The sequence below is a fragment of the Muriicola sp. E247 genome, assembly GCF_041358175.1.
GTDB lineage: Bacteria > Bacteroidota > Bacteroidia > Flavobacteriales > Flavobacteriaceae > Muriicola.
Genome location: NZ_JBGKBE010000009.1, coordinates 75,308 through 101,392 on the forward strand (window position 1 = coordinate 75,308; position 26,085 = coordinate 101,392).

At 42.0% G+C, this 26,085-nt stretch carries 22 protein-coding genes; 7 read left to right on the forward strand and 15 right to left on the reverse strand.

Features of this window, described 5'->3' with window-relative positions:
- Positions 1–66: 66 nt before the first annotated feature.
- From ACA086_RS12540 to ACA086_RS12570, 7 genes are all read right to left on the reverse strand, one after another.
- Positions 67–249 carry a CPXCG motif-containing cysteine-rich protein gene (locus tag ACA086_RS12540; protein WP_371003675.1) on the reverse strand — a complete coding sequence of 61 codons (183 nt, stop codon included), beginning with the start codon at positions 247–249 and terminating at the stop codon, positions 67–69.
- 8 nt (positions 250–257) lie between these two features.
- Positions 258–1,607 carry a TolC family protein gene (locus ACA086_RS12545; RefSeq protein WP_371003677.1) on the reverse strand — a complete coding sequence of 450 codons (1,350 nt, stop codon included), beginning with the start codon at positions 1,605–1,607 and terminating at the stop codon, positions 258–260.
- Positions 1,607–4,906: an efflux RND transporter permease subunit gene (locus tag ACA086_RS12550; protein WP_371003678.1), complete on the reverse strand. Its 3,300-nt coding sequence runs from the start codon at positions 4,904–4,906 to the stop codon at positions 1,607–1,609. The genes ACA086_RS12545 and ACA086_RS12550 overlap by 1 nt, the downstream gene beginning before the upstream one ends.
- Positions 4,903–6,036 (reverse strand): efflux RND transporter periplasmic adaptor subunit, encoded by a 1,134-nt coding sequence (locus ACA086_RS12555; protein ID WP_371003680.1) that lies wholly within the window; start codon positions 6,034–6,036, stop codon positions 4,903–4,905. The genes ACA086_RS12550 and ACA086_RS12555 overlap by 4 nt, the downstream gene beginning before the upstream one ends.
- Positions 6,037–6,046: 10 nt before the next feature.
- Entirely contained in the window at positions 6,047–6,511 is a 465-nt protein-coding gene (locus ACA086_RS12560) for a MarR family winged helix-turn-helix transcriptional regulator (RefSeq protein ID WP_371003681.1), read from the reverse strand.
- 146 nt (positions 6,512–6,657) lie between these two features.
- Complete coding sequence (locus ACA086_RS12565; protein ID WP_371003682.1) at positions 6,658–7,545, reverse strand: hypothetical protein; 888 nt, start codon at positions 7,543–7,545, stop codon at positions 6,658–6,660.
- Between the two features lie 186 nt (positions 7,546–7,731).
- On the reverse strand, positions 7,732–9,639 hold the full coding sequence (locus tag ACA086_RS12570; protein WP_371003683.1) for an ABC-F family ATP-binding cassette domain-containing protein: 1,908 nt from the start codon (positions 9,637–9,639) through the stop codon (positions 7,732–7,734).
- Between the two features lie 63 nt (positions 9,640–9,702).
- On the opposite strand from ACA086_RS12570, the gene ACA086_RS12575 reads away from it, so the two are divergent.
- On the forward strand, positions 9,703–10,089 hold the full coding sequence (locus ACA086_RS12575) for a DUF983 domain-containing protein (protein ID WP_371003684.1): 387 nt from the start codon (positions 9,703–9,705) through the stop codon (positions 10,087–10,089).
- On the opposite strand, the gene ACA086_RS12580 is transcribed toward ACA086_RS12575, so the two are convergent.
- From ACA086_RS12580 to ACA086_RS12615, 8 genes are all read right to left on the reverse strand, one after another.
- Positions 10,086–11,141 (reverse strand): NAD(P)/FAD-dependent oxidoreductase, encoded by a 1,056-nt coding sequence (locus ACA086_RS12580; RefSeq protein WP_371003685.1) that lies wholly within the window; start codon positions 11,139–11,141, stop codon positions 10,086–10,088. The genes ACA086_RS12575 and ACA086_RS12580 overlap by 4 nt on opposite strands.
- A 77-nt stretch (positions 11,142–11,218) precedes the next feature.
- Positions 11,219–12,121 (reverse strand): gliding motility protein GldN, encoded by a 903-nt coding sequence (gene gldN, locus ACA086_RS12585; RefSeq protein WP_371003687.1) that lies wholly within the window; start codon positions 12,119–12,121, stop codon positions 11,219–11,221.
- A 24-nt stretch (positions 12,122–12,145) separates the two neighbouring features.
- The gene (gene gldM / locus ACA086_RS12590; RefSeq protein WP_371003688.1) at positions 12,146–13,714 is read right to left on the reverse strand and encodes a gliding motility protein GldM; all 1,569 of its coding nucleotides are present in this window, start codon (positions 13,712–13,714) and stop codon (positions 12,146–12,148) included.
- A gap of 56 nt (positions 13,715–13,770) precedes the next feature.
- Positions 13,771–14,415 carry a gliding motility protein GldL gene (gldL, locus tag ACA086_RS12595; protein ID WP_369748380.1) on the reverse strand — a complete coding sequence of 215 codons (645 nt, stop codon included), beginning with the start codon at positions 14,413–14,415 and terminating at the stop codon, positions 13,771–13,773.
- Between the two features lie 68 nt (positions 14,416–14,483).
- On the reverse strand, positions 14,484–15,839 hold the full coding sequence (gldK, locus tag ACA086_RS12600) for a gliding motility lipoprotein GldK (RefSeq protein ID WP_371003690.1): 1,356 nt from the start codon (positions 15,837–15,839) through the stop codon (positions 14,484–14,486).
- A gap of 117 nt (positions 15,840–15,956) precedes the next feature.
- Positions 15,957–17,114: a formimidoylglutamase gene (locus ACA086_RS12605; protein WP_371003691.1), complete on the reverse strand. Its 1,158-nt coding sequence runs from the start codon at positions 17,112–17,114 to the stop codon at positions 15,957–15,959.
- 24 nt (positions 17,115–17,138) lie between these two features.
- On the reverse strand, positions 17,139–19,604 hold the full coding sequence (gene topA, locus ACA086_RS12610; protein WP_371003692.1) for a type I DNA topoisomerase: 2,466 nt from the start codon (positions 19,602–19,604) through the stop codon (positions 17,139–17,141).
- A 115-nt stretch (positions 19,605–19,719) separates the two neighbouring features.
- The gene (locus tag ACA086_RS12615) at positions 19,720–20,952 is read right to left on the reverse strand and encodes an LVIVD repeat-containing protein (protein ID WP_371003693.1); all 1,233 of its coding nucleotides are present in this window, start codon (positions 20,950–20,952) and stop codon (positions 19,720–19,722) included.
- 157 nt (positions 20,953–21,109) lie between these two features.
- Here ACA086_RS12615 and miaB point away from each other — a divergent pair, with 157 nt between their 5' ends.
- From miaB to groES, 6 genes are all read left to right on the forward strand, one after another.
- Positions 21,110–22,558 carry a tRNA (N6-isopentenyl adenosine(37)-C2)-methylthiotransferase MiaB gene (gene miaB, locus ACA086_RS12620; RefSeq protein WP_371003694.1) on the forward strand — a complete coding sequence of 483 codons (1,449 nt, stop codon included), beginning with the start codon at positions 21,110–21,112 and terminating at the stop codon, positions 22,556–22,558.
- On the forward strand, positions 22,558–23,820 hold the full coding sequence (locus ACA086_RS12625) for a sigma-54 interaction domain-containing protein (protein ID WP_371003695.1): 1,263 nt from the start codon (positions 22,558–22,560) through the stop codon (positions 23,818–23,820). Before miaB ends, ACA086_RS12625 begins: the two co-directional genes overlap by 1 nt.
- Entirely contained in the window at positions 23,820–24,335 is a 516-nt protein-coding gene (gene lptE / locus ACA086_RS12630; RefSeq protein WP_371003696.1) for an LPS assembly lipoprotein LptE, read from the forward strand. The genes ACA086_RS12625 and lptE overlap by 1 nt, the downstream gene beginning before the upstream one ends.
- 2 nt (positions 24,336–24,337) lie before the next feature.
- On the forward strand, positions 24,338–25,267 hold the full coding sequence (locus tag ACA086_RS12635) for a hypothetical protein (RefSeq protein WP_371003698.1): 930 nt from the start codon (positions 24,338–24,340) through the stop codon (positions 25,265–25,267).
- 1 nt (position 25,268) lies between these two features.
- A complete protein-coding gene (gene secG / locus ACA086_RS12640; RefSeq protein WP_371003699.1) occupies positions 25,269–25,625 on the forward strand; it encodes a preprotein translocase subunit SecG in 357 nt (118 codons plus the stop codon).
- A 140-nt stretch (positions 25,626–25,765) separates the two neighbouring features.
- A complete protein-coding gene (gene groES, locus ACA086_RS12645; protein WP_369748369.1) occupies positions 25,766–26,044 on the forward strand; it encodes a co-chaperone GroES in 279 nt (92 codons plus the stop codon).
- Positions 26,045–26,085 lie beyond the last annotated feature (41 nt).

Below are 26,085 nucleotides of genomic sequence, written 5' to 3' on the forward strand. Positions count from 1 at the left end.
AGGAACAAAATACTAAATAAATAGGGATTTGCACACCGGATCCGGAAGTGCGAAGATATTATCGCATTACTGCCCCAGAGGATTTGCCTGAAATTCCTGCAATTCACCAGCCGTGCAACGAATACTGATTTCTATCGGATTGCAACAAACTTCACAGTCCTCAACATAGGTCTGAGTAGAAACAGAAGTGTCTAATAACATCGAAATTTCTTCCCAGCAATAAGGACATTGAAAGAATTGTTCAAGCATGTTCTCGCTTATAGTTCAACATTGAGTAGTTGGCCCGTAAGTTGGAGGAGCTGTATTTCTGCCAGCTTTGCATCGTATTTAGCAAGGTTTTTATTGGTCTGGGCATTGAGGAGATTGATCTGTGCCTGCCTGAATTCTATGGAGGTAATCCGCCCTAGCTGAAACTGTTCCCTGGAGCGCTCGAAATTATTCTCATTTGTAATAACATTTTGCTCCTGTATGGCGTAAATAGACAACCTGTTCTCATAAATATCAAGAGCATTCAATATATCCCGATCTACCTCCAGCTCAATTTGTTTCTTCAGCAGCTCCTGATTTTCATAAGCGATCTTCGCATTTTTCACCCGAACATTGGTGCTGCCACCATCAAAGAGATTCCAGGTAAGACGTGCCCCGAGGTTGAGATTATAGGTCTCGTTATTGGTGCCCGGAAAAAAGGCTGAAGCTGCACTTTGATTTAAATTCCAGCCATATGAACCATTAAGGCCAATTGTGGGGAGGTACCCGGATCTACTTATCTTGATATCGTATTCATTGATCAACAGGTTTTTCTTCGTTTGCAATAGGGCGACATTATTTTCTCTTGCTTGAGCAATAAAGTCGTCCAATTGTAATCTGGGGATGAAGGCGACAACTGTATCAACTTCGAATGATTCATTCAGGTTTTGATTTAATACTACATTTAAATCGCGCTTTGTATTCGACAATTGCTGTTTTGCATTTAGCAGGTTGATACTGTCATTTGTGACATCAACCTGAGCATTTAAAATATCGAGCTTCGTATTCTGACCGTATTCAAAGGCGTATTCAGCACGGGTGATCCGGTCTTTTGAAATTTCCAATGCCTTCTTAAATACATTGACATTCTCTGAAAGTCTTGCTACTTCGAAATAAATACTCAGCAACTGCAGAACTGTATTTTCTATAGTTTCCCTTGCCTGTAACTCTGTAAGCTGGTATTGTTCTTTCAGGCTTTTGTAGTTGTAAAATCTGCCCATGCCGTCAAACAAAGTGAAATTCAGAGAAAGGCTGGAGTCGTATCTCTGGGCCTCGGCCTGGTTGAGTTCTACATCGGGTCTTGGTTCACCACTCTCGAGAAATTGTCCCGGAAATTCAATAGTTGCGTCATCTCTGTTATAAGTTGCCCCGGCACTTCCTGTTAAAGTAGGCAGGTAACCTGTATTGAGAATACTTTTGTTGTTCTCGGCAATCTCTACCTGGTTCTTTGCTACTTTAATTCCAAAATTGTTGTAAAGTGCTTTGGAAACTGCATCATCTTTAAATAATACTTGTTGCTGTGCTCTGGTATTTAAAGATATAAATGCCAGGAGCATGAAAATTGCTTGGTACTTTCTCATTATTTAGTATCCTCCAATTCTTTTTCTAAATCTTTTTCTGGATCTGAAACTGAAGAGCCATTGGTTGGTTCTTTCAATAGTTTAGTCACCATTTGATCCTGTAAATGAATCTCTTCTTTTTGTTCCTTAATTGCCCGTTCCACTTCTTCTTTTGTGATCGTATTCCCGGTTACTAACCATTTTGTACCCACTTTCACCTTATTGCTGAACGACAGGAATATTGGTAACATAATCAAAGTGAGAACTGTAGCGAAACCAATGCCATAGGCTATGGAGATCGCCATTGGGATCAAAAATTGTGCCTGCCTGCTCTGTTCAAATATTAAAGGAGCCAGACCAGCAGCTGTGGTCAGGGAGGTTAAGAAAATAGCCCTGAACCTGGATTTTCCTGCCTCAAAGATGGCATCGTCAAAACTCATCCCATTGCGCAGATTCCCATTGAACTTTCCTATCAGTACAAGGCCATCATTCACCATGATTCCTATTAGGGCTATAATACCCAGCATGGATAAGATATTCATTGGAAAATTGTGGATCCAGTGGCCCCATGCGACCGCTGTTAAACTAAAAGGAATCAGGATCAGTAGCATCAAGGGCTGACTGAAGCTTCTAAATGTAAAGGCTATAGTAACATAAATCAGAAAAAGTACAGTAAACCCAACAAATTGCAATGAATTCAGAAGTTTCCCTGCTTCCCTGTTCTGTCCTTCGTAAGAAGCTGATACCGTAGGATACCTCGATTGGATTTCAGGCATGATCTCGGTTCGAATCTCGGTCATTATATCTGTTGCACTGGTAGTTTGTGCATCTTTTAAATCCGCTGAAATTTGAATTTCACGTTGCCCGTCCAAATGGTTGATGGCAACCTCCCCCCGCTCTATGGAATAAGAAGCAATCTCTTTTAATGGAATCCGACTGCCATTTGGTGTAACAATGCGCATTTCATCAAGATCGGTAATGGACGATCGGTTTTCCCTGTCGTATCGCACCCATACCCGAATTTCATCCTGGCCCCTTTGAAACCGCTGTGCCTGAGTACCAAAAAAACCTGCTCTAACCTGATTCATTACGGTTCGAAGGTCTAAGCCTAACAGATAGGCATTTTCCTTTAGTTCTAAGCGTATTTCTTTGATTCCTGCAGGATCATTGTCGGCTACATCCTTTAATTCCGGATTGCGGAGTAAAGCATTTTTTAACTCGGTTTTTGCCCCTTTTAATTCTTCAATATTGTAGCCTAGTAACGAGACAGAAACAGGATCTCCACCAAAATTCCCCCCTGAGCCGTAAATCAGGCTTTCAACCCCGATAACCGGGCCCACCAATTCACGCAGACGTGTGGAAACCATGTCGGAACGTATCTCATCCGGACGTTCTTCTCCTGGAAGTAAGTTAATGGTCAGAGAGGCCGTTGAAGAACCAGGTCCAACATTTTTGATAACATTTTCATATAGGATCTTATCGGTTCCTTTCAAATATTGTTCAGTTAACTCCTGATTGACGATTTCGGCCTTCTCTTCAATAAGGCTAATTATTGAATCAGTAACCTTTTCATTTGTACCATTGGGCATTTGTAAACTTATCTGTACCCTGTCACTGGCTATTTGTGGGAAAAAGGCAGTACGGATAATACCCCCACCAACGGAGCCAAATGTTAACAAGAGTGCAAAAACAAAAAAGGAAAAAGTAAGCAGTTTATACTTCAGGGCAAAACGCAATGTCGGACTGTACATTTTATCCCTGAGCCATGCCATGGCCCGGTCGCCGGATTTATTGATAATCCTCAGCTTTGAAAACACCTTGGCTATCCCCTTTTTTGGTTTGTCATCTATCGGATGTAAGGCTTTGGAATGTGCAAGGTGAGCCGGAAGTATGATCAGGGCCTCTATGAGGGATACAGCAAGAGTGAGGATCACAATGACAGACACTTCTCCAAAAAATTCCCCAATTCTTCCATCCAGAAACAGGAAAATTGAGAAGGCCAGCACGGTTGTAATAATGGCAGATACAATGGGTGGGAGTACTTCCATGGTACCATCTATGGCTGCCTGTATGGGTGTTTTTCCCTTCTCGTAATGCTGATAGATATTCTCTGCGATCACAATCCCGTCATCTACTAATATCCCTATTACGATAATCATTCCGAATAAGGATAATACATTGATGGTTACGTCGAAATAGCCGGCAAAAATGAACATTCCCAAAAATGAGATAGGCAGACCAAAGGCTACCCAGAAGGCCAATCTGGTATTTAGAAATAAAGAAAGAAAAATAAGGACCAGGGTCATCCCCATGACCGCATTTTCGGTGAGTAGTTTTGTTCGCTCAGTAAGGGTAACAGATAAATCGCTAACTACATTGAGTTTAACGTTATTGTATTTCTGATTGAATTCCTCGATATAATTCCTAACCTTTTCGGCCGATGAAATAAGGTCTTCTGTATTCGTACTGGTAATGGTAGTATTTACTGAAAGGTTTCCATTAAAATAAGACGCATTGGGTGTTTCAGAAAAACGATCCCGGACTACAGCCACATCTTTCAATCTCACTGTCTGGCCGGAAGCATCCGCCCTGATAATTAAATTAGAAAGCTCATCTCCGTAATAGGATCTGTTATTGGCCCTGATTAAATACTCCTCAGAATCGGTTTTGATATTTCCTCCGGTTACCAGGATATTGGCATTTGAAACTGCCTGTGCTACCTCTGTAAAGGACATTCCATAAGCTAATAGGTTGTTCTCATTAACAGCTATTTCTATCTCTTCCTCGGGGTATCCGGAAATACTGATCTGGGATATCCCATCAATAGCCCTTATATCATTTTCAATCTGGCGTCCAATTTGTTTTAAAGTTACCAGGGGGATATTGTCTCCGCTAATTGCAAAACTTATGGTTTGTCTAACAACTTCCAGTTTCGAAACCACCAGGGGTTCCATACCTGTGGGGAATGTCGGCACCCTGTCTACAGCGTTTTTTACCTGAAGTAGCATAAAATCTACATCCCGGCCCTTTTCTATTTCTACATTGATACTCCCGCTGTTCTCCCGGGAAGTAGAGGTTACTCTATCAACCCCTTCAAGTCCCTTAAGGTTATCTTCAATCTTCAGGACAATACCTTCTTCAATTTCCTGTGGAGAAGCTCCCGGATAGGCAATGTTTATTGAGATATTCTTGGAATCCGTCAGCGGAAAAAAAGAAGATTTTAAAGACAGGGCTCCTACAATCCCAAAGATGAAAAATGCAATGATCACTACATTGACCGCCACATGGTATTTAATAAAATACGCTATTATATTTCTCATTGTTCAGTATTTTGTGCAGTCTCTTCCTTATACACTTTAACAAGCATTCCGGCATATGCACCCACTACGGGTTTGGTTATAATTGTCTCTCCTTCAGGAACCTCTTTAAGAACAACTTTCTTATCCGAAAAATAGACGGGCTTTACATCAATAAGATCGAGGATAGTATCGCGAACTACAAAAATCTGATCGTTTTCAAGAAGCAGGTTTCGGTCTATTTCAATAGCGTTGGTCTCCTGTTTAGCATTTAAATTAGCTTCAAGGTACATCCCTTCTTTGAGGTCGTTATCGCTGACATCTATAAATGCCTTTATGGTCTGAGTAGCCAGATCTACACTCCCGTTTATTCTGGCGACTTTCCCCTTGTATGTTTTGGTCCTGTCCAGATTAACCAGGTTGACAACCTCCCCTACTTTTAAAAGGTCGCTATAGGTCTTGCTTACTGCAACTTCTAACTCATATACATCGGTATTGATAAACTCGCCTAGTTTTTGTCCTGATCTTACCAGCGTGCCTTCGGTAACCAGTGCCTCTGTGAGAATGCCACTAAAAGGAGCTCTTATTGTATATTTACTCAACCGTTGCTCCAGATTTTTAACATTAAAATAGGTTGTTAAAATCCCTCGTCCGGATATAAAGAATTTCTCACTTTCAGAGGTCATTTCCGGGAATGGGGGCGTGGTTTTATCAAGATCAAAGCCCGAAAGATAGGCTTGCCATTTAGGATAAAACTCGGGGTAATCCAAACGAAGATCAGGCATTATAGAGGTGATCAGATTGTATAAGTTGCTTTTGGCAGATTGAACACTGGCATAATATTCGGAGGCATCAATTCGAATGATGGTTTCTCCGGCTCTGTATGGCTGTCCGGCTTTAAATAGCTTATTCCCTTTTCTGAATACCCCCTGAACTTCCGCATATAGCTCTACTCTTTGTTTCGCGGTAAGATTGCCATTTGCTGGAACAATGATATCTACTGTTCCATTATTTACAGTTTGAGTAAAAACGGTCTTTACGGCCTTTTCCACTTTTGGTTTGGGCCTGGTTTTACTTTCAACTATGCTGTTGGATAAAAAAATCCCCAAGACTATAATCAGGATTCCTAATATTGATAATATTATTTTTCTCATTGGTGGATTCTTAAAGTGTTTTTAATTCTTTGGTAAAATTATCCTGGATCCGTTTTAAAATTTCAATCATGCGTTTGATTTCCGATTTGCTTAGATCCATCTCCAGGATGTTTATTGCTTTTTGTATGATCGGTCTGGTTTTACGGAAAATTTCCCTTCCGCTTTCTGTAAGGTAAACCAGGTTAACTCGCCTGTCCTGTTCGTGCTGTCTTTTAATTATATACCCCTTTCTTTCCATCTTCGCCAATAACCTGGCTAAAGAAGATTTGTCTCTCCAGATTAAATCGGCAATTTCATTTTGGTTAAGTCCGTCATTTTTATTCAATTTCCCAAGAACAATCATTTGTTCTTTACTTATGTCCAAACCATGCTGCTGAAAAGCTTCGTGCAAATAGTAATCCGTAATTTTTATGGTTTTGCCTAACCAGGGGCCAAGCGACTTTTCCAAATCTATTTCCAAGTCGAGTTCTTGCATGGGCCAAAACTAGATAATTATCCATTAGTTGCATATGCAACCATAGTTAAATAAATCATAATATTTTAAGGACTTCCTTAGTGTTAAAACAAAAAAAAAGGGATGTTTTCACATCCCCTAATTATAGCTAACCAACTTAAAATTGCCTATTTATGATCAGGATCATCTTCGTCTTCAAATTTCGTATCTGCCACGCGGGTTTTCTTAAAATCGATCTCCTTAAAGTTCAACTTGGCTTCTTCTTTGTCGTAGTCAAAGACCAGGAATTGTTTGGTATTCATTCCTTCCAGGCTTTTGAGAGAATTGAATTTGTTATTCTGTATCTGCAGGATCTCCAGACTGGCTAACTGACTGAATTCTGAAGGAATTGCTCCTTCTAATTGATTATTAGCAAGGATGAGCTCTTTGAGTTCCACCAGTTGCCCGAATTGTCTTGGAATAGATCCCTGGAGTGTATTTTCAAAAAGTCCCAGGCTTACCAAATTAGTCAATTTCCCCAGTTCCTCAGGTATTGCTCCCCTGAGACTATTACTTGAAAGATTGAGTACTCTTAATCGGGCGAGCTGCCCCATGCTTGAAGGAATACTTCCGGTGAAGAAATTATTAAAAGCCGTCAATTCTTTCAACTGGCTTAAATTTCCGAGAGTTTCTGGCAGTTCACCTTTAAATCTGTTCATCTCTATTTTGAGGACCTCCAGCTTTTCCATACGGGTAATGCTTTCAGGTAATTCGCCCGTCAAACCATTAAATGCAAGATTGAGAACCTTGAGATGAGACAACTTATCAAGGGATACAGGCAGTGTACCCTTTAAATTATTTCTGAAGAGATTAATTTCAACAATATGATCACCTTCCACCTTTACCCCGTACCAAGTTTCTACGGGAGTGGAGAAATCCCATGTTCTTACCCATTCCTTTCCATTAGTACTTTCGTATAGGTCTGTAAGCGCCTTCATCTCCCCTTTAGATACCTTGGCAGTAACATAGAGCGCTGAGCTTAACATTAACAGAGAAAGGAATAGTGTTTTCTTCATTTCGAATTTCTTTTCAGTATTCAGCTCTCACTTACAACAAATCTGATACATGAATTAAGAATTACCTTACAAATATAGTTCAAAGTAGAGATTACTTACTTATTTTTCCGACTAACGGTCCTATTTTGTTGTGAAAACCTGAATTTTTGTGGTGAAATAAAATATGTATTACACAGCCATTGCCGCTTATTTTTCGAGTTGTAGGGTAAGATCTTCCCATTGCTGCATCAGGGATTCGAGTTGTTTCTTCTTTTTTTGATATTTATCGAAGAAATTTGGCTGAGCAATCGTCTGATCATAATTCATCAGCAGTTCATGATCAATCTCAGAAATTTCTTTTTCCAGGCCATTGATCTTACTTTCTACCTGACTCAGTTTATTTTTAAGTCCTTTTAATTTCTTCTGATCATGGTATTGATTCAGGGACTTATCTTCATTTTTCTTTTTTGTTTCCAGCTCCGTTTTCTTTTCAATTGCCCTGAAGTCATTTGCCTTCCGTTCCTCAAGGAAGTAATTGATATCTCCGAGATACTCCTTTATTTTCCTGTCTTTAAATTCGTAGACCTTATTGGTTAGACCCTGTAGAAAGTCCCTGTCATGTGAAACGACGATGAGTGTCCCCTGAAAATTTATCAAAGCCTGTTTTAGTACATTTTTAGAAGCAATATCCAAATGGTTGGTCGGTTCGTCCATCACTAGGACATTAAAAGGTTGCAACAACATTTTTGCAAGGGCCAGTCTGTTGCGTTCCCCTCCTGAGAGCACCTTCACATATTTTTCCACCTCATCCCCGCTAAAGAGGAAAGAGCCTAAAATATCACGAACCTTACTCCTGTTGGTTTCATTGGCAGCATCAATCATGGTGTCTAGTACAGTTTTATTTCCATCAAGGTATTCTGCCTGATTCTGGGCAAAGTAGCCGATCTGAACATTGTGTCCCAATTTGAGTTCCCCCTGGAAATCGATCTCCTCTACCATAATTTTGGCCAGGGTAGTTTTCCCCTGTCCATTCTGTCCTACAAAAGCCGTTTTACTATCGCGTTCTAAAAGTAAATTGATGTCATTCAAAACTTCTTTGGAACCGTAATTCTTGGTGATGCCATTCATTTCTGCCACTACCTTCCCAGGAGTCACCGATACCGGGAAGCGCAGTTTTAAAACACTTTTATCCGTTTGATCCACTTCAATGCGGTCCATTCGGTCCAATTTTTTAATCAGCGATTGGGCCATGGATGCTTTAGAGGCCTTGGCACGAAATTTTTCTATGAGTCGTTCTGCCTGTTGAATCTCCCGCTCCTGATTTTTCTGTGCATTGATTTGCTGCTCCCTGATTTCTTCGCGCAGAACGAGGAATTTGGAATAGGGTTTATTGTAGTCGTAAATACGGCCCAGCGAGATCTCTATAGTGCGGTTGGTAACATTGTCCAGGAACATCTTATCGTGGGATACTATCACTACTGCCCCTGGGAAATTGGTGAGAAATTGTTCGAGCCAGATGATCGATTCAATATCGAGGTGGTTGGTAGGCTCATCTAACAAGAGTACATCGTTGCTCTGTAGTAACAACTTCGCCAGTTCAATACGCATTCTCCATCCCCCGGAAAATGTATTGGTCTTTTTATCAAAATCTTCCCTTTTAAAGCCGAGGCCCAAAAGGATTTTCTCTGTTTCGCCCTGGTAGTTATATCCCCCCAGGATCTCGTATCGATGGGTAAAATCATTCAGATCTACCATCAATTGATGGTATCCTTCGCTTTCATAATCGGTTCTTTCGGCAAGCTGTTCATTGATCTTCTCCAGGCGGCCTTCTACTTCCTGAAGTTCTTTAAATGCCTTATAGGCTTCTTCAAGTACGGTCTGCCCCTCCTCAAATTCAATATCCTGCCTTAGGAATCCGATGCGTAGTTCCTTGTCGGAAGCTAATGTACCGGTATCAGGAGCCACATCCTTGGCCAGCAATTTCAGCAAGGTAGATTTTCCGGCCCCATTCTTTCCGATCAGCCCTACACGGTCACCTGGGTTCAGACGGAACGAAATTTCCTCGAAGAGAACTTCACCTGAAAATGAAACGGAAAGATTATGGACATTTAACATGATTGTAACTCGGTTTACAAGGTATGATTAAGCAAAAAAGTATCTTTGCCAAAAGTTTTGCAAATGTTTAAAAAAGGAAGCAAACTCTACAGCATTTTAACAGGAAGTTGCCCAAAATGCCACAAGGAAAGCATGTACAAGGTACATAATCCTTATGTTCCGGGATCCCTTTTTAAGATGAATGAACGGTGTTCCCACTGCAAGACAAAGTACAAAATAGAGCCTTCTTTCTTTTATGGTGCTATGTATGTGAGTTATGCTGTAGGTATTGCCTTTGCCGTTGCAGCCTTTGTAATCGCCTTTTTCCTATTCAAGGCCAGCCTGCTCAACACTTTTGTCAGCATAGTTGTAACACTAATTCTCTTCCTACCAGTTATCATTCGTCTTTCAAGGAATATCTGGATCAATATTTTTATGCATTACGATCCGACGGCAGTCGTAAAATCCTAGAATTTACCAAAGCGTTTTCTGAATCTTTTTATGTCCATTTCCGCAGGAAGCTCTTCTTGATTTTCGATGTAATTGTACAAGGCTTTTGAAGCATATGGAGCGATCATTACGCCGCGGGAACCAAAGCCATTGAGAAGATACAGCGATGGGTGGTGGGGATGTTGCCCAACCAAAGGCCTCCTGTCTCCTGTGGTAGGCCTGATTCCTGCAAGTTGGTCGACCACCTCGTAATCGCATTTTAAAAAGGATCTTAATTTGGCTTCAAGTTCTTCTCTTGCCTCCGGAGTGGGTTCATTAGTCTTGTCCTCTCGTTTATATGTGGCACCGACTCGATATACGTGATTTCCCTGAGGAATAAGAAATACTGAAGACTTTATGATATGGGTTTCCTTGAGATCAGGAGCCTTGATCATAAGGTATTCACCTTTGGAACCATTTAAAGGAAGACAGTTAAAATAGGGATTTTGCTTCAGACCATAGCCAAGGGCAAAAACGAGATACCTAGCTTTAATATTTTTGTAAAGTATATGATCTTCCCCGAAGGCCAAGGAATTAAAATCAAACGATTCATTCCGAAGCAGATTCCGATCGAGAAGATAGTTCCTGTAGCCTATTTGAAGGAGTTTTGTGTCGACCCTGCCCGTTCTCAATACTTCGCCATAACTGTATTTCGCTTCAATAGCAGGATTGATATTCGATATTAGTGTGGTAGACATCAGGGGTTCAAGACCCGGCTTATCTGAAGCTTCAAACCATTGGTTTTGCTCTTTTATACTTGTAAATCTTCGCAGAACGCTGAGAGGGTAATCTAACTGAACACCCAATTTTTCTTCCAGACCGGCATAAAACTGGGGCAAAAGTGCAAGTTGTTCGTGGGCCTTCCACGACAAGTTAAATCTCTTGAGTGAAACCGGGTTGTACAATCCGCCTGCTACTGTTGAGGCCTTTTGGGACTGATCACTGACAACCATAAACGATTTTCCCTCTTGTTCCAGGGTTTCACAAAATGAGATTCCAGCCAAACCAAGGCCTGCTACCAGGTAATCAACCATTGTACAAAAATAAAAAACGCCGCTTCATAAAAGCGGCGTTTCCATTTTATAATTGAATTGGAATACTAAAGGAAATTCTAATAGGCCCACATATCCTGTTCCCGGTCTCTGATCGCTTCTTTTATACGATTAGATTCAAGTAACTGGAACAAAGCATTATCAGCGATGTAGTCGTCTATAGTACGATCTCCGTGAACATTGTCCTCCCTGTAGATGGTTGCGTTAAACCTTCTGGCGTTCAACAACATATCATATGAGATAGGCTGTGCTGAATTCCGTTGGTTAAACACCTTAGCATCGTGAAGGATTTTCCTGGCACTTGGAAACCAAACCCAGAACAATTCTACCTTGTTATCGGCAGGATTCATAGATTCGTCATCCACGAAGTTTACATCGGGAGCTACGGGAGCTATCCCGAGGAGTCGATACTTCAGTTCTCCCTGGCGCTTGTCAAAATACCAAATACCTTTAATACGATACTCTTCAATATCTGCGGCGGTTATATCTCTCCTGTTAACATATTCAGGGGAGAGTTCTTCGCCTGCATTGATCTGTTCGTATCCGAGATCAGTTGTATCTATCCTTGTCAGGGTTGCTTTCAGATCTTCAAACTTCCTTTTTTCAGTGAAGTATGAGTCAACGTAAACATCTGTCAACTTGCCGTTCTTGATGTTTTTTAAGAAAACATCGTAAAGCGATCTCCTGTCGGCTCCGATATCAATTGTATCGGTAGGATAATAGAGGGGAAAATTCACCCGCTCATCAAGGTCGATCACCTCCCATATGGTCTTAGACCAGAGAATATCTCTGTCGTCCACATAACCATAATCCAAAGGAACATCATCATCCATCGCCAACTGGTTAGCTGTTTTCTTTCCGATATCCTGTGGCTTTTTGGCATTTAAAATATTTGCCTGGGCCATGATTGAAATCGGTAGCAGAGAAACGGCTCCAACTAGTATTACATTCTTCCAATTCATAAAATTCAATTTTACTAACAATTCTTAGTTTGTGATCTCCACAATTACAGGAGATACTCTCTTAAGCTTATACGTTCTGTTATTTGTGATGTAAGCTTCGATATCAAAGATCTGAACAGCATCACCTCTTTTGGCTCTTTTAAGCGCAGACTTACCTCTGCTATCAAGCTTATTACCCTTGACAACAACTGTTGGTTGTCCTGGTACTTTGAATTTAAATCCGCTTACTGCAAGATTCAGGTCAAAATCAAAGTCTTCTAACAAGGCTCCGATAGTCGCGATTTCAAGGTTTCGCCTTGGCATCTTGGCACTTCCGGATTCCCCTCTCACAGATCCAGCAGGTCTAGGAATATCCTTGATCCTGAAGGTAGCAGGAGTGGTGATTCTCTTACCATCAGGTAAAACACCAGAGGCATTGATAGTCACTTCACGTCCTTTTCCGGGGTTCATTACGAACTTGCTTCCTGAAACTCTTTTTAATCCTGACGCACTCGCAGACACTTTATTATCCGGAATACCGGGAATAGAGATCGTCATTGGGTTGGCTACACCTCGGTAAACCACGTTCATCTTATCCGCTGAAATTACGGCTGCGTTAGGCATAGTAATCGTTGCAAATGTTGAAGAAACCGGTACTTCGGTACGCTCTCCATCCTGAATAAAGACCAGGTTTCCTTCGATCTTGTGATCTCCGGCAGCGCCGGCACTAACCAATAGCTTTACCTGTCCTTCTTTAATCTCATAGTCCTTCCCTTCAACCAGGGTTCTTCCATCGAGTTTCAGATTTACTTCATTAGGTCTTGTTGTCGCATCCTTACGTCCAAGGACGATAGCTCCTGCAAACTTCTCACCTGTGTAGAAAGCAGATTTCTCCTGCTCCAGTAAAGTGGTATAGTTTGTCATGGAAACCTCAGAGGTTAACTGACCCTGAAGCATTGCTTTTAAAGCATCTTCTTCGGTCGATTTAATATCGGCCTGCAGCTTACTAAGGTTCGCCAAAGATGCAACTAAAGGATATCCTTCATAATGGTAGTTTATCCAATCAACTTTTACACCATCTCTTCTTTCTACCTTGCCGTTAGCGTCTCCGGTTTGGAACCTTGAGGCTACAGCATCGCGAACTTCAGTAAAGTTCTCGGGCAGAAGGGCAGTGATCTGGGTTTTATAATCGTTGATCCTTTTCAGGAATTCCTTTCCTTCCGGGGCAAGGTTATCACCCTGAAAGAATTTCTGGTCTAGCCAGTCCGACTTGTCCATAACTACATAATCCTTCGGATCATCCAGTTCCTTGGTCATTGACGTTTTCAGGGTCTCGATATAATCGAAATATTCCTGAGACAATTCCTTGATCTTAACAGCGTCTTTGTACAAGGGTCCAAATTTCTCCTTGTTCTCAGATGCTTTGGTTTCTAAACCACTGAGGAAGGCCATATTGCTTTCCGTGGTTTTTTCGTTGGAAGCTTCAAACTTTTCATTCATTAATCCGAATGCAGCCAGAACTTCCTTACTCATATTGAGCGCCAGCATTGCGATGAAGATCAAATACATTAAGTTGATCATCTTCTGACGCGGTGTTGCTTTTCCTGATGCCATGTTTTTCTAATTAGTTTTGATTTGTAACTTGATTTGGGTTATTGGTTCGCGACTAATTAGTTCTTACTCATGGCAGATAACATACCGCCATATACACCATTTAAAGATGAGAGGTTAGAGGCCAATGATTCCATTTGATCTTTAAGAGCACCTGCGTTCTGAACTACTTCTTCGTTAATTGAAGCCTGTCTGCTGGCACTTTCCAACTGTACTTTGTACAAGCTGTTTAAAGATTCCATCTGTGAAGCAGCCTGGGCCATTTCATCTGAATATTTCTTAGTAGTTTCCATTGCGTCTACAGAAGGAGCGATTCCTTTGGCAGCACCTTCAAAATTGCGGATACTGTCACCAAGACTATGCATTAATTCTGCATCAATGTTAGCTTCTTTTAAAAGTTGATCTAATTTCTTTGAAAGTAATCCTTCTGCTTCTTTAGCGTCAGAACTGGCCTTTCCATTAGATTCTCCTCCAGCTAATTCAGGATAAACCAGAGACCAATCGAATTCATCATCCACCGGCTCAAATGCACTGATGGCGAAAATAAGGGCTTCTGTAATCAGACCTACTGCAAGTAGAAGTCCACCTGTCAACGGTCCGAATTCCCAGTGAAGGATTTTAAAGAGGGCACCGATAATTACTACCGAAGCTCCCAGGCCATAGGCCATGTTAAATAGTTTTTTTGTTGATTTTGACTGTGCCATAATTCTAAGATTTAATTAAGTTTAATAAATAAGTATTTGGTTTTTGTTTGATCTTTATTGGTAATCTGCTATTGTGTTGAATCTTCTTCTCCCATATAGTCCTGTACGGTTCTGAAACCGATGTAACTCCTGGCAGAATCACGATATTCATAATCTCTTGTACTTACCTGCAGGAAGTAAGCCACATCCTTCCAGGATCCTCCGCGGATCACTTTTCTGGCGTTATCGCCCGAATCTGCGTTGGGGTTCATTGTAGAAGCATATTCGTATGAACCGGGGAAATAACTACTGTTAGTCCACTCCGAAACGTTCCCTGCCATATTGTACAGGTTAAAATCATTAGGCTCATATGATTTTGCCTCCACTGTATATAAGGCTGCATCTGCTGCGTAATCCCCTCGCTGAGGTTTAAAGTTGGCCATAAAACAGCCTGTGTCACTAATGACGTACGGACCTCCCCAGGGATAGGTACCTCCTTCGATACCACCACGGGCAGCGTATTCCCATTCAGCTTCTGTAGGCAAACGGAACTGGTTCACAAATTGTTTCCCACGCGACTTCTGATCATCATTCTTGAATTTAGTTCTCCAGTGACAAAAGGCTTTTGCCTGAGTCCAGGATACCCCAACAACAGGGTAGTCACTATAAGCATCATGCCAGAAATAATCATTGTGCATGGGTTCATTGTAGGAATATTCAAAATCTCGGATCCATACCGTAGTATCGGGGTAAATTTCCAATTCTTCAGTCCTTAGGAATTCCTTACGGCGTGAATCCCTAGACCGGGCGGCCGATTCAATATCCATCCAGGTGTACTTGTATTTTAATTGGGTTACATCTATTATGCGCTGACCATTATAGGATTCTTCCTCAGGAATATAAAGGGAATCCATGATCTCCGTATAATATTCATCCGGGTAGTCTGAGGTATCCCAAACCAGGTCTTCCTCAGTATTTAAACGATAGCCTTCATAGCCCGTTTCTCCCATACCGGAATAATTGTCGAGCATATACTTTTCATAGACCGACATCCTGGTGGTATCTGCACTCTTAAAAGAGTATTCTCCGATACCTCCATCCTCAGGTCCCATTCCGAGTTCATCTGCCAGAATTGCCAATTTGGTCCTGACGATAGAATCGCGGACCCATTCAACAAACTGACGATATTCACTGTTTGTTATTTCGGTATCATCCATATAGAACGATCTCACCGTTACTGTTTTGGTTGGGGCGTTGAGAACCTGCGCCATATCTTCCTCGCTTTTTCCCATAATGAAAGCACCCCTTGGTATGAGTTCCATTCCATATGGTTTTTCAGGGTACCATTTCTTTCCTTGTACGCCCACTAGTTCTCCTTTTGTCTTAGACCCGCAACTTGAGAGTAAAAAAACAAACGCTATAGATAACAACAATAGCTTCTTCATACTTTAGGTTAAATTTCGATTTAGACTTTAAGCAGTAATGTCAATTATTATTCTCTAAAACTACTTTTTGAATAAAATATTGTACGTTACTAGCCTTCCTTTAAAAAAAATTCACGTTTAGTTTAAACCTTTCTTGTAGGCCTTAAACCACCGCTCAGGGATAATCTGGTCGCAAGCGTCCAAATAGTCCTGCTCAGTGCAAGGTAATAACGCAGGTGAATTTGATTTAGTATGCGAAGAAGCAAATGAAGGAACTTCCACCCACCACCTTTGGGTGAGCAGACTTTTGTAGAAAATTAGATCCTCGTTTTCAGTAGGGACTATAAACTTGGTAAAATCTTTACTTGAACCAGTAGGGCGTTCCTTGATCCGGAAGTTATATCCTTCCATAAAATACCAGATAATCTGAGCCATCAGCTGGAACGACAGGGGCGAGTTTTCACTTTCATAAATACCGAACACAGCCACATTTTCACTGATTCCGGCGTAACGTGCGATTGCACAGATCTCACGACCGTCAAAACCATTGGGCGAATAATTGGATGAACCTCCTATCTCACTGGCTTTTATGGCCCGGGCATCCAGACTTACCAGGTGGGCATTCCTCAACACTGGTTCGGCTAAGGTTATATCTGAAGAGATTTCACCAAGACGGTAAGCATCAAAGAACAACCGTTCCATCAGGTCGATTTCTTCCTGTGCATTAAAATAACTCTGGTACCCGATATTGGAAAAATTAAACAGATTGTTGGGCTTATCGGTAATGATCTTACTCATGTACGAACTGGAGCTGATCAATTCTTCATCTGCTCCAAAGTCGAAACGACTATCGATCGATACGAGATTGATCAGGTCTTTTATTTTGTCAAAAGCCCGGTAGGTAGGATATGTAATGTCCTGAGTGGCACCTATTATTATAGGTATCACATTTTCCTCCAGCAAACCGGCCGTAATTTCCTTGACGACGAAATAGGTGTCTTCCACTGTCTCTCCCTCCTCCACATTGCCGAGATCGACAATATTGAGATTCCAATTGCCCATCATCAACTTGTACAATTGAATACGAATCTCTACTATGGCGAGTTTCTCAGGTTTCTTTTCAAAGGCGTTACGCGATTCATTTACACCCATTATGGCAAATGAGGCATTAGCCAGGACTGGTAGTCCGTCCCTTTGAGTGTGTTTAAAGATGTTCTTTCCCAGGGATTGCGGCGGCAAGAGCTCGCAGTGTGCCAGGGCCTTATCTTCAACCGGAACTAAAAAATCAAATGCCATTAGACTATAGCAAAGGGGGGTTATTTACTTTTTTTTCTTGGGTTTCTTCTTTTCCAGAAGATTTTTGGCATCTTCCAGACTCATTTTTGTGACGTCTACTTCCTTGGCCAGTTCTGCCTTAGTTTTACCTTTGATAACATTATGCCGGCCCCAGCGAGCTTTCTCTATTCTGATACCTTCTTCGGGCCATTCCTTTACTACGCGCTCGGCCTCCTTCTTTTTCTTGGCCTCAATAAGCTCGGCAATATCTTCTTCAGAGAGTTGATCAAAATTATATTTCTTGTTTACGTTGATAAACATGCCGTCCCATTTGATAAAAGGACCAAATCTCCCTTTCCCTTTAGTTACGTCTTTCCCTTCATATGTGGTTATTGGCGCATCTGCTTTTTGCTTGGCCTTTATAATTTCAATAGCCCGGTCTAAGTCCACATCCATCGCACTTTCTCCACTTTCAAGGGAGACAAACTTTTTACCATAGCGCACGTAAGGACCGTATCGGCCCACATTGGCTTCAACTTCCTCCCCTTCATAGACTCCTAATTTCCGAGGCAGCTTAAAGAGATCCATTGCCTCCTCATAAGTAATTGTGTTTATTGACTGGTCTGGTAGCAGACTGGCAAACAGCGGTTTTTCTTCTTCCTCAACTGTGCCTATCTGCACCATAGGGCCAAATCTTCCCAGGCGAACTGAGACCTGTCTTTTGGTCTTGGGATCTGTCCCCAGAACACGTTCACCACTTGCACGATCTGCGTTCTCCTCCACATCAATCACATTGGGATGGAAATCCTTGTAAAAGTCTTTCATTACTTTCTGCCAGTCTTCCTCTCCCGAAGCGATTTCATCGAAGTCCTTTTCTACTTTTGCCGTAAAATTGTAATCCAGGATGTTGGCGAAATTTTCCACCAGAAAATCGTTGACAATCATTCCTATATCAGTAGGCACCATCTTCCCCTTGTCAGATCCGACTGTTTCGGTAAGGTGATTCTCTTTGATCTGTTTGTTCTCAAGAATTAACTGACTGTATTTTCGCTCGGTACCTTCTACTGTTCCTTTCTCAATATATCCTCTGTTCTGAATAGTAGATATGGTTGGAGCATAGGTAGAAGGTCTTCCAATCCCCAATTCTTCAAGCTTCTTTACCAAAGATGCCTCTGTAAAACGATAGGGTGGCCGTGTAAATCGTTCTGTGGCAGTGATGTAGTTGTTATGGAGGGACTCTCCTACCTGAAGCGCAGGGAGCATTCCTTCCTGTTCTTCGGCAATATCCTCTTCGTCCTTTCCTTCGAGGTAGACCTTTAAAAATCCATCGAACTTGACGACCTCTCCATTGGCCGTAAACTGTTCCTTGTGCGAGTTAGCACTAATCTTAACGTTGGTACGTTCCAATTGTGCATCGGCCATTTGAGAAGCCAGGGTCCGCATCCATATCAATTCGTATAATTTGGCCTGGTCTCTTTCTACCTTCGGATTCTGCATAGTCATATCCGTAGGACGGATGGCTTCATGAGCCTCTTGTGCCCCTTTGCTCTTTCCTTTATAGTTCCTAATCTTACTGTATTTCTCTCCGTAATTTGTTACGATTGCTTTTTTGGCATCATTAATCGCCTCCGAAGACAGGTTTACACTATCAGTCCTCATATAGGTTATCAGTCCGGCTTCATAAAGCCGCTGGGCCACCTGCATGGTCCTTCCCACAGAGAAATACAGTTTCCTGGAGGCCTCTTGTTGTAAGGTAGATGTCGTAAAAGGTGCTGAAGGTGATTTCTTTGCGGGTTTCTTATCGAGGGATGCAACTTCAAATTCTGCCTGTAGATTCGCCTTCAAGAACACTTCTGCTTCCTTCTTGGTATCAAATGTCTTGGAGAGTTTAGCACTAAAAACATCTCCTTTTTGAGTTCGGAATTCAGCATTTATCCGGAACGAGGCTACAGGAACAAAGGCTTCAATATCGCGTTCACGCTCCACTATAAGTCGCACCGCAACAGATTGCACTCTTCCGGCAGATAGACCTGGCTTTATCTTTTTCCACAAAACCGGGGAAAGTTCGTAGCCCACTAATCGGTCGAGGACCCTCCTGGCCTGCTGGGCGTTGACCAAATCATAGTTAATGGCCCGCGGATTGTCAATCGCGTTCTGTATAGCCGATTTAGTAATGGAATTAAAGACTATTCTTTTGGTTTTGTTCTTGTCGAGATCAAGAGTTTCAGCAAGGTGCCATGAGATGGCCTCTCCTTCCCGGTCCTCATCACTGGCAAGCCATATGGTCTCGGCCTTCTTTGCCAGGTCCTTAAGTTTTTTTACTAGGGACTTTTTGTCCTTATCGACAATGTATTTGGGCTTAAAATCGTTGGCTACATCAACCCCCAGTTCTTTTGATGGAAGGTCTGCAATATGTCCAAAACTCGATTCTACCTTAAAATCCTTTCCCAGAAATTTCTCGATAGTCTTTGCCTTGGCAGGTGATTCTACAATTACTAAATTCTTAGCCATTCATTGATTTTTGAAGTCACAAAAGTATAGCAAAAATTTGATTTGCTTCTTTTACTTCTTTTGTGATTCAAAATATCTTCGGGCGACTGATCGTTGAAAGCCCGTCCGGGGATAATTAATCCAGAGCCATGGAGCTGATCAATTCCAGGCTGGTTGAAGTATAGTTATATTGATATAAAACCTCATCCCCGATCATTAGCAAATGGTCCTGCATCGGAATAACATCAAAGGTGGTGATCCCATCAAAATGCTCCAGGGGGATTAAATCTGGCACATTGCTTTTGTCATAAACCTTCAACCCAAAACTTCCATCACAGACAAAGAGTTTATCGTCCTTTACACCCAGGCCATAGGGTTCTTCCATGGGGTATGTTTTAAGAAGGGCAGGATTGGAGATATCCGCTATATCGATGACGAATAATCCACTTTCGGTAGCGCCGCATCCATTTCCGCCTCTTAAGGTGACATAGGCGAAATCCCCGTCTACGACAACAGGATCACAGGCCGTACCGTGTTGAAATTCGGAAACAAAGCTGGGCTGCGCCGGGGAGGAAATATCGTAAATATACATTCCCCTTCGGCTCCCCAGAAACAAATGATTCTCCTGATTAAAAATTGTTTCGATATCGAATCCGGCATATACATCTTCCAGGTCTACGGGATTTGCCAGGTCTGAGATTTCAAAGATATTTATACTGTGATTGTCTACGGCATATAAATAATCTGCAACGATCTTAAAGCGTGCCAGTGAGCCTCCTTGTCCTACACTGTTTTCAGCGGCATTGGCCATCAGTACATCATCAAAGCGTTGCTGCACCTCTTCTACCAATCTGCGTTCAGTGACCACTTCCCAGCCAATAAGTACATTATCGGGATTTCCCCAATCATCGTATTCAAAAATATCTGCCTCCAGCGGCCAAATAACGTTATCCCGCAATACATCGTGCAGTCGGTTAACAATTTGCATGTTATTGATATCGGAAATGTCGATCACTATCAGATCCGTCAGACTATCTGCATACAGGAAATTGTTCTTTACGGAAATATCCACATTCCCTGCTATTTTAATGAAGGCTACCTTGGATGGGGAACTGGGGTCACTGTTATCTATCACGTGAACCCCTTTGTATTTGTCATTAATAAATATGTAATTCTCGTAGGCGTAGATTTTACCTGATTCATTTATGGGCTGGGGAACTGTGACGTCTACACCATTTTTAAATTCTTCCAAAGAAATCGTCAGGGGTCGGGCTACGAGATAATCGGCATACTTTCCCGAATCTTCCTTTTCACAGGAAAACAGACTGGAAACAGCAATAATAATAAGCAGGAAATTCAGGGTTTTCATAAGAAAGTTTATTATTGGATTAGGATACACTATAGATACGTATTCAACCGCGTAGTTGCGTCTTTTTTATGAAAATATTCACCTGTCAAATTGTCATAAAAAAGGATATTGTCTTATCTTTGCCCTCCTTTAATACGCCTGTCATTATAGAGTTTATATGGAAAAAGTAATCGATGAGAGTCTTCAGGGATCTTCCCTGAAGACAAAGTCAAGAAAGAAAAATGTGCGAAAGCTCTACATAGAGAGCTATGGTTGCCAGATGAATTTTTCTGACAGTGAGATCGTGGCCTCTATTTTGGCTGATGAAGGATTTAATACTACTTCCGAGTTGGAGGAAGCAGACCTGGTGCTTGTCAATACCTGCTCTATTCGTGAAAAAGCGGAAACAACGGTAAGGAAAAGGCTGGAAAAGTTCAATGCCGTAAAAAAATCCAGACCTCATTTAAAAGTAGGGGTTCTCGGATGTATGGCAGAACGCCTGAAAAGCCAGTTTCTGGAAGAAGAAAAGATAGTTGATATGGTGGTGGGCCCCGATGCGTACAAGGACCTGCCCAATCTTGTCAGGGAAATAGACGAAGGCAGGAATGCAGTAAATGTGATCCTTTCCAAGGAAGAAACCTATGGGGATGTTGCCCCGGTACGATTAAATTCGAATGGAGTAACCGCCTTTGTTTCCATCACACGCGGTTGTGATAATATGTGTACTTTCTGTGTTGTTCCTTTTACCAGGGGCAGGGAACGCAGCAGGGATCCCCGGTCTGTAATTAAGGAAGTCAATGAATTATGGGAAAAGGGTTACAAGGAAGTTACCCTACTGGGCCAGAATGTAGACAGTTATCTCTGGTATGGTGGCGGACTCAAGAAAGATTTCGACAAGGCATCAGAAATCCAGAAAGCCACTTCGGTAGATTTTGCAGGATTGTTGTCTCTGGTTGCAGAGGCACAACCCGGGATGCGAATTCGCTTTTCTACCTCCAATCCCCAGGATATGACATTGGATGTGGTAAAAACCATGGCTAAGTATAAAAATATCTGTAACTACATTCACCTACCGGTTCAAAGCGGAAGCGACCGGGTTCTCAAAGCAATGAATCGCCTCCATACACGAGAGGAATACATGAAATTGATCACGGATATTCGTAAAATTCTACCCGATTGCGGGATTAGCCAGGATATGATTGCCGGCTTTCCGGGTGAGACTGAAGAAGATCATCAGGATACCTTGTCTTTAATGGAATTTGTAAAATACGACTTTGGATTTATGTTTGCTTATTCCGAAAGGCCTGGCACCCTGGCGGCGCGAAAGCTGGAGGACGATATTCCTGAAGCCGTCAAAAAGAGGAGGTTACAGGAGATCATTAGAATGCAGCAAAAGCACAGTCTCTACAGAACCAGACAGCATGTCGGAAAGATCGAAGAAGTTCTGGTTGAAGGGCCTTCCAAAAAATCGGACGCACACTGGATGGGAAGAACCTCGGGCAACACTGTCGTTGTATTCCCCAAAGAACAGTACGAAGTGGGTCAGTTTGTCAATGTAAAAATCAATGATTGTACCTCAGCCACCCTCCTGGGTGAGGCTGTTGGAATGGCAGAAAATACGGCATAATGGAAAGTGTACAAGCTATAAAACAACGTTTCGGTATTATCGGAAATGATCCTAAATTAAACAGGGCATTGGAAAAAGCCATTCAGGTAGCGCCTACCGATATTTCTGTCCTGGTAACCGGAGAAAGTGGGGTGGGAAAAGAAGCCGTCCCAAAAATCATCCATTCCCTGTCGCACCGTAAACACGCCAAATACATAGCAGTAAACTGCGGAGCAATTCCTGAAGGCACCATTGACAGTGAGCTCTTTGGGCATGAAAAAGGATCATTTACGGGTGCCACTCAGACCCGTAGTGGTTACTTTGAGGTGGCAGACGGAGGGACCATCTTCCTTGATGAGGTAGGTGAACTTCCATTGACTACCCAGGTAAGACTCCTGAGAATTCTGGAAAACGGGGAATTTCTGAAAGTAGGTTCATCACAGGTTCAAAAAACGAATGTTCGAATCGTTGCGGCAACCAATATGAATATGATTGAGGCCATTAAAAAAGGTAAATTCAGGGAAGATCTATATTACCGGTTAAGCACAGTAGATATACATATCCCCCCGCTCAGGGACAGGAAGGACGACATCCATTTACTGTTTCGAAAATTTGCCTCCGATTTCAGCCAGAAATACAAAATGCCCACCATCCGATTGGAGGATGGAGCCATCCAACTGCTTGAGAAATACCGTTGGCCTGGTAATATCAGACAGCTCAGGAATGTCGCTGAACAGATTTCCGTTTTGGAGGAAAGTCGAGCCGTAACCCCCGAAACCCTGAACGGCTATCTGCCACACGCAAATGATTCCAATTTACCTGCTGTAGTGGAACACAGTTCTAAAAAAGGGGATTTCAGCAATGAACGCGAGATTCTCTACAAGGTGCTCTTTGATATGAAGGCCGATCTTAACGATCTTAAAAAGCTGACGCTCGAATTACTCAATTCCGGAGATTCAGAAAAAGTACAGGAAGAGAATGAAAACCTGATCCGAAAAATTTACGGTACCGACTCAGATGTAGAAGAGGAGAAGGCAAATGCTGTTGAACTTCTGCCTCCTCATGAGAGCAGGGTGGAAAAACCGATAGAGGTTACCAAGGAAGACAAGTACCACTTTGCTGAAGAAATAGAAGAAGAAGAAACCCTATCTTTACAGGAAAAGGAAATTGAATTGATAAAAAAGTCGCTGGAACGGAACCGGGGTAAACGCAAGGCGGCAGCTTCCGAATTGGGTATCTCCGAACGGACCCTCTATCGCAAAATAAAACAGTACGACCTTTAGTGATTAATAGAAAATACATCTTTATAACGATTCTACTCCTGACTCTGACAGGGTGTGGAGTTTATAATTTTACCGGGGGAGACGTTGGAACTGCTGAGACGTTTACAGTTAATTACTTTCAGAATTACGCTTCTCAAAGTCCGGGTTCTACCTTTGATCCGGGACTGGACAGGGAATATACTCTATCGCTACAGGACCTTATCCTGAATCAGACCAGTCTGGATCTGGTTTCTTCTAATGGCGACTTGCTTTACGAAGGAGAAATCGTGGAGTACCGGGTTTCGCCTATGTCGGCAACGGCTCAACAGACCGCCGCCCAGAACCGGCTTAGTATTTCTGTCAATGTGCGGTTCTTTAACAAGACCAAAGAAGGCGCCGAGTTTGAACAGCGTTTTTCCTTTTTCTACGATTATCCCGCCGCTTCTCAATTGGCAACTGTTAGGGATGAAGCCCATCAGGTTATTTTTGAGCGAATCAATCAGGATATTTTCAACGCATCACTCGCAGACTGGTAAACATGAATGTCACAGATTTTACATATTTACTCCAGCATCCCGACAAGGTGGTAGATCCTGTCCAGACAAGGCAATTAGAAGAAATTGTAAAAGAATACCCATATTTTCAGGCCGCCAGAGCATTGCAATTAAAAGGTCTGAAAAACCTCAATAGTTTCAGATATAATAATGCCCTGAAAGCAACCGCAGCCTACACAGCAGACCGGGATGTGCTTTTTGATTTAATCACCTCTCCGGAATTCCTTCAGAATTCCATTGCCGATACCATCAGTGGGAAAACGGAAAAGCTCGAGGTGCAAGAGGTAGAAGCAGAAGAAGTGATTGCGGAAAATGAGAGTCCGGCAGCCCTGCTACAGGAATCGGCCGATTCGCCCCTTCCCAGAAATACCAGGGATGCCGATGATATTCTTGATCCTTCCCTATTCACGTCCAAGGACCCGGAAATAGATAGGGAAATTGCCAGGAAAAAGGCAAAGGCGGCAGAAGAACTGGAACTTGGACAACCTCTGGCCTTTACCAAAAAGGAAAAACATTCTTTCCTCGAATGGTTACAGCTCAGTTCCTCAAAACCCATCGAATCCAGGATAAAATCAAAAGAACAAAAAGCGGATATTCCCGAAAACATGGAATTCCCTATTGCCGAGGAATCGGAGAAAAAGAAAAAGTTTGATCTCATTGATCGCTTTCTCGAAGAAAATCCGAAAATCATTCCTCAGGAACAGGATTCGTCCAAAGTGGATATCACAGAATCTACAAAAATCAATTCTGAAGAACTGATGACGGAGACTCTGGCCAGGGTCTATCTGGAACAAAAAAAATACAAGAAAGCACTGCAGGCTTACAAAATATTAAGTTTGAAATATCCGGAAAAAAGTAGTTTCTTTGCAAGCCGAATTAAAGCGGTAAAGCAATTACAAAAGGAAAATTCTTAAGATGAGTACATTTACAATATTCCTGATCCTTATCATTGTGGTATGTTTCCTGTTGGTCCTGGTGGTCATGGTTCAGAATCCTAAAGGGGGAGGATTGTCCTCTTCTTTTGGCGGTGGCGGCACACAGGTTGTTGGCGGAGTTAAGAAAACCGGTGATTTTCTGGATAAAAGTACCTGGACACTGGCCGGGCTGTTGATCGTTCTGATTCTTCTGTCTAACGTTGCCCTTAAAGGGAATTTTGGTGATGCCGATTCAAAATTACTACAGGGTGATGATATTGAAACAGCTGTTCCGGAAACAGTACCGGAAGAAGTTGTTCCAACAGATACCAACAGTCCTTTAGATACTATTCAATAAGAAATTGATAACAATAAGAATTTAAAATGCCAGCACAAATGACAAGCTGGCATTTTCATTTTACAAAGTGTCAGTTTTTACCACTTGGCATAATTTCTGTCATGTTAAATCCGAATTTCATAAAAATAAAATAAACACATATGGCTAAACTTAACATCAAACCATTGGCAGACAGAGTTCTTATTGAACCTATGGCAGCAGAAACTAAAACTGCCTCCGGGTTGTACATTCCCGATACTGCAAAAGAGAAACCACAGAAAGGAAAAGTAGTAGCAGTCGGACCTGGCACCAAGGATGAAAAAGTGACGGTAAAAGTTGGGGATACAGTCCTTTACGGAAAATATGCCGGTACCGAATTAAAACTGGACGGCTCCGATTATTTGATGATGCGGGAAAGTGACATATTAGCGATCATTTAAACAATTCATTAGGGTAATACTTTTAGAGAACATTTCCCTAT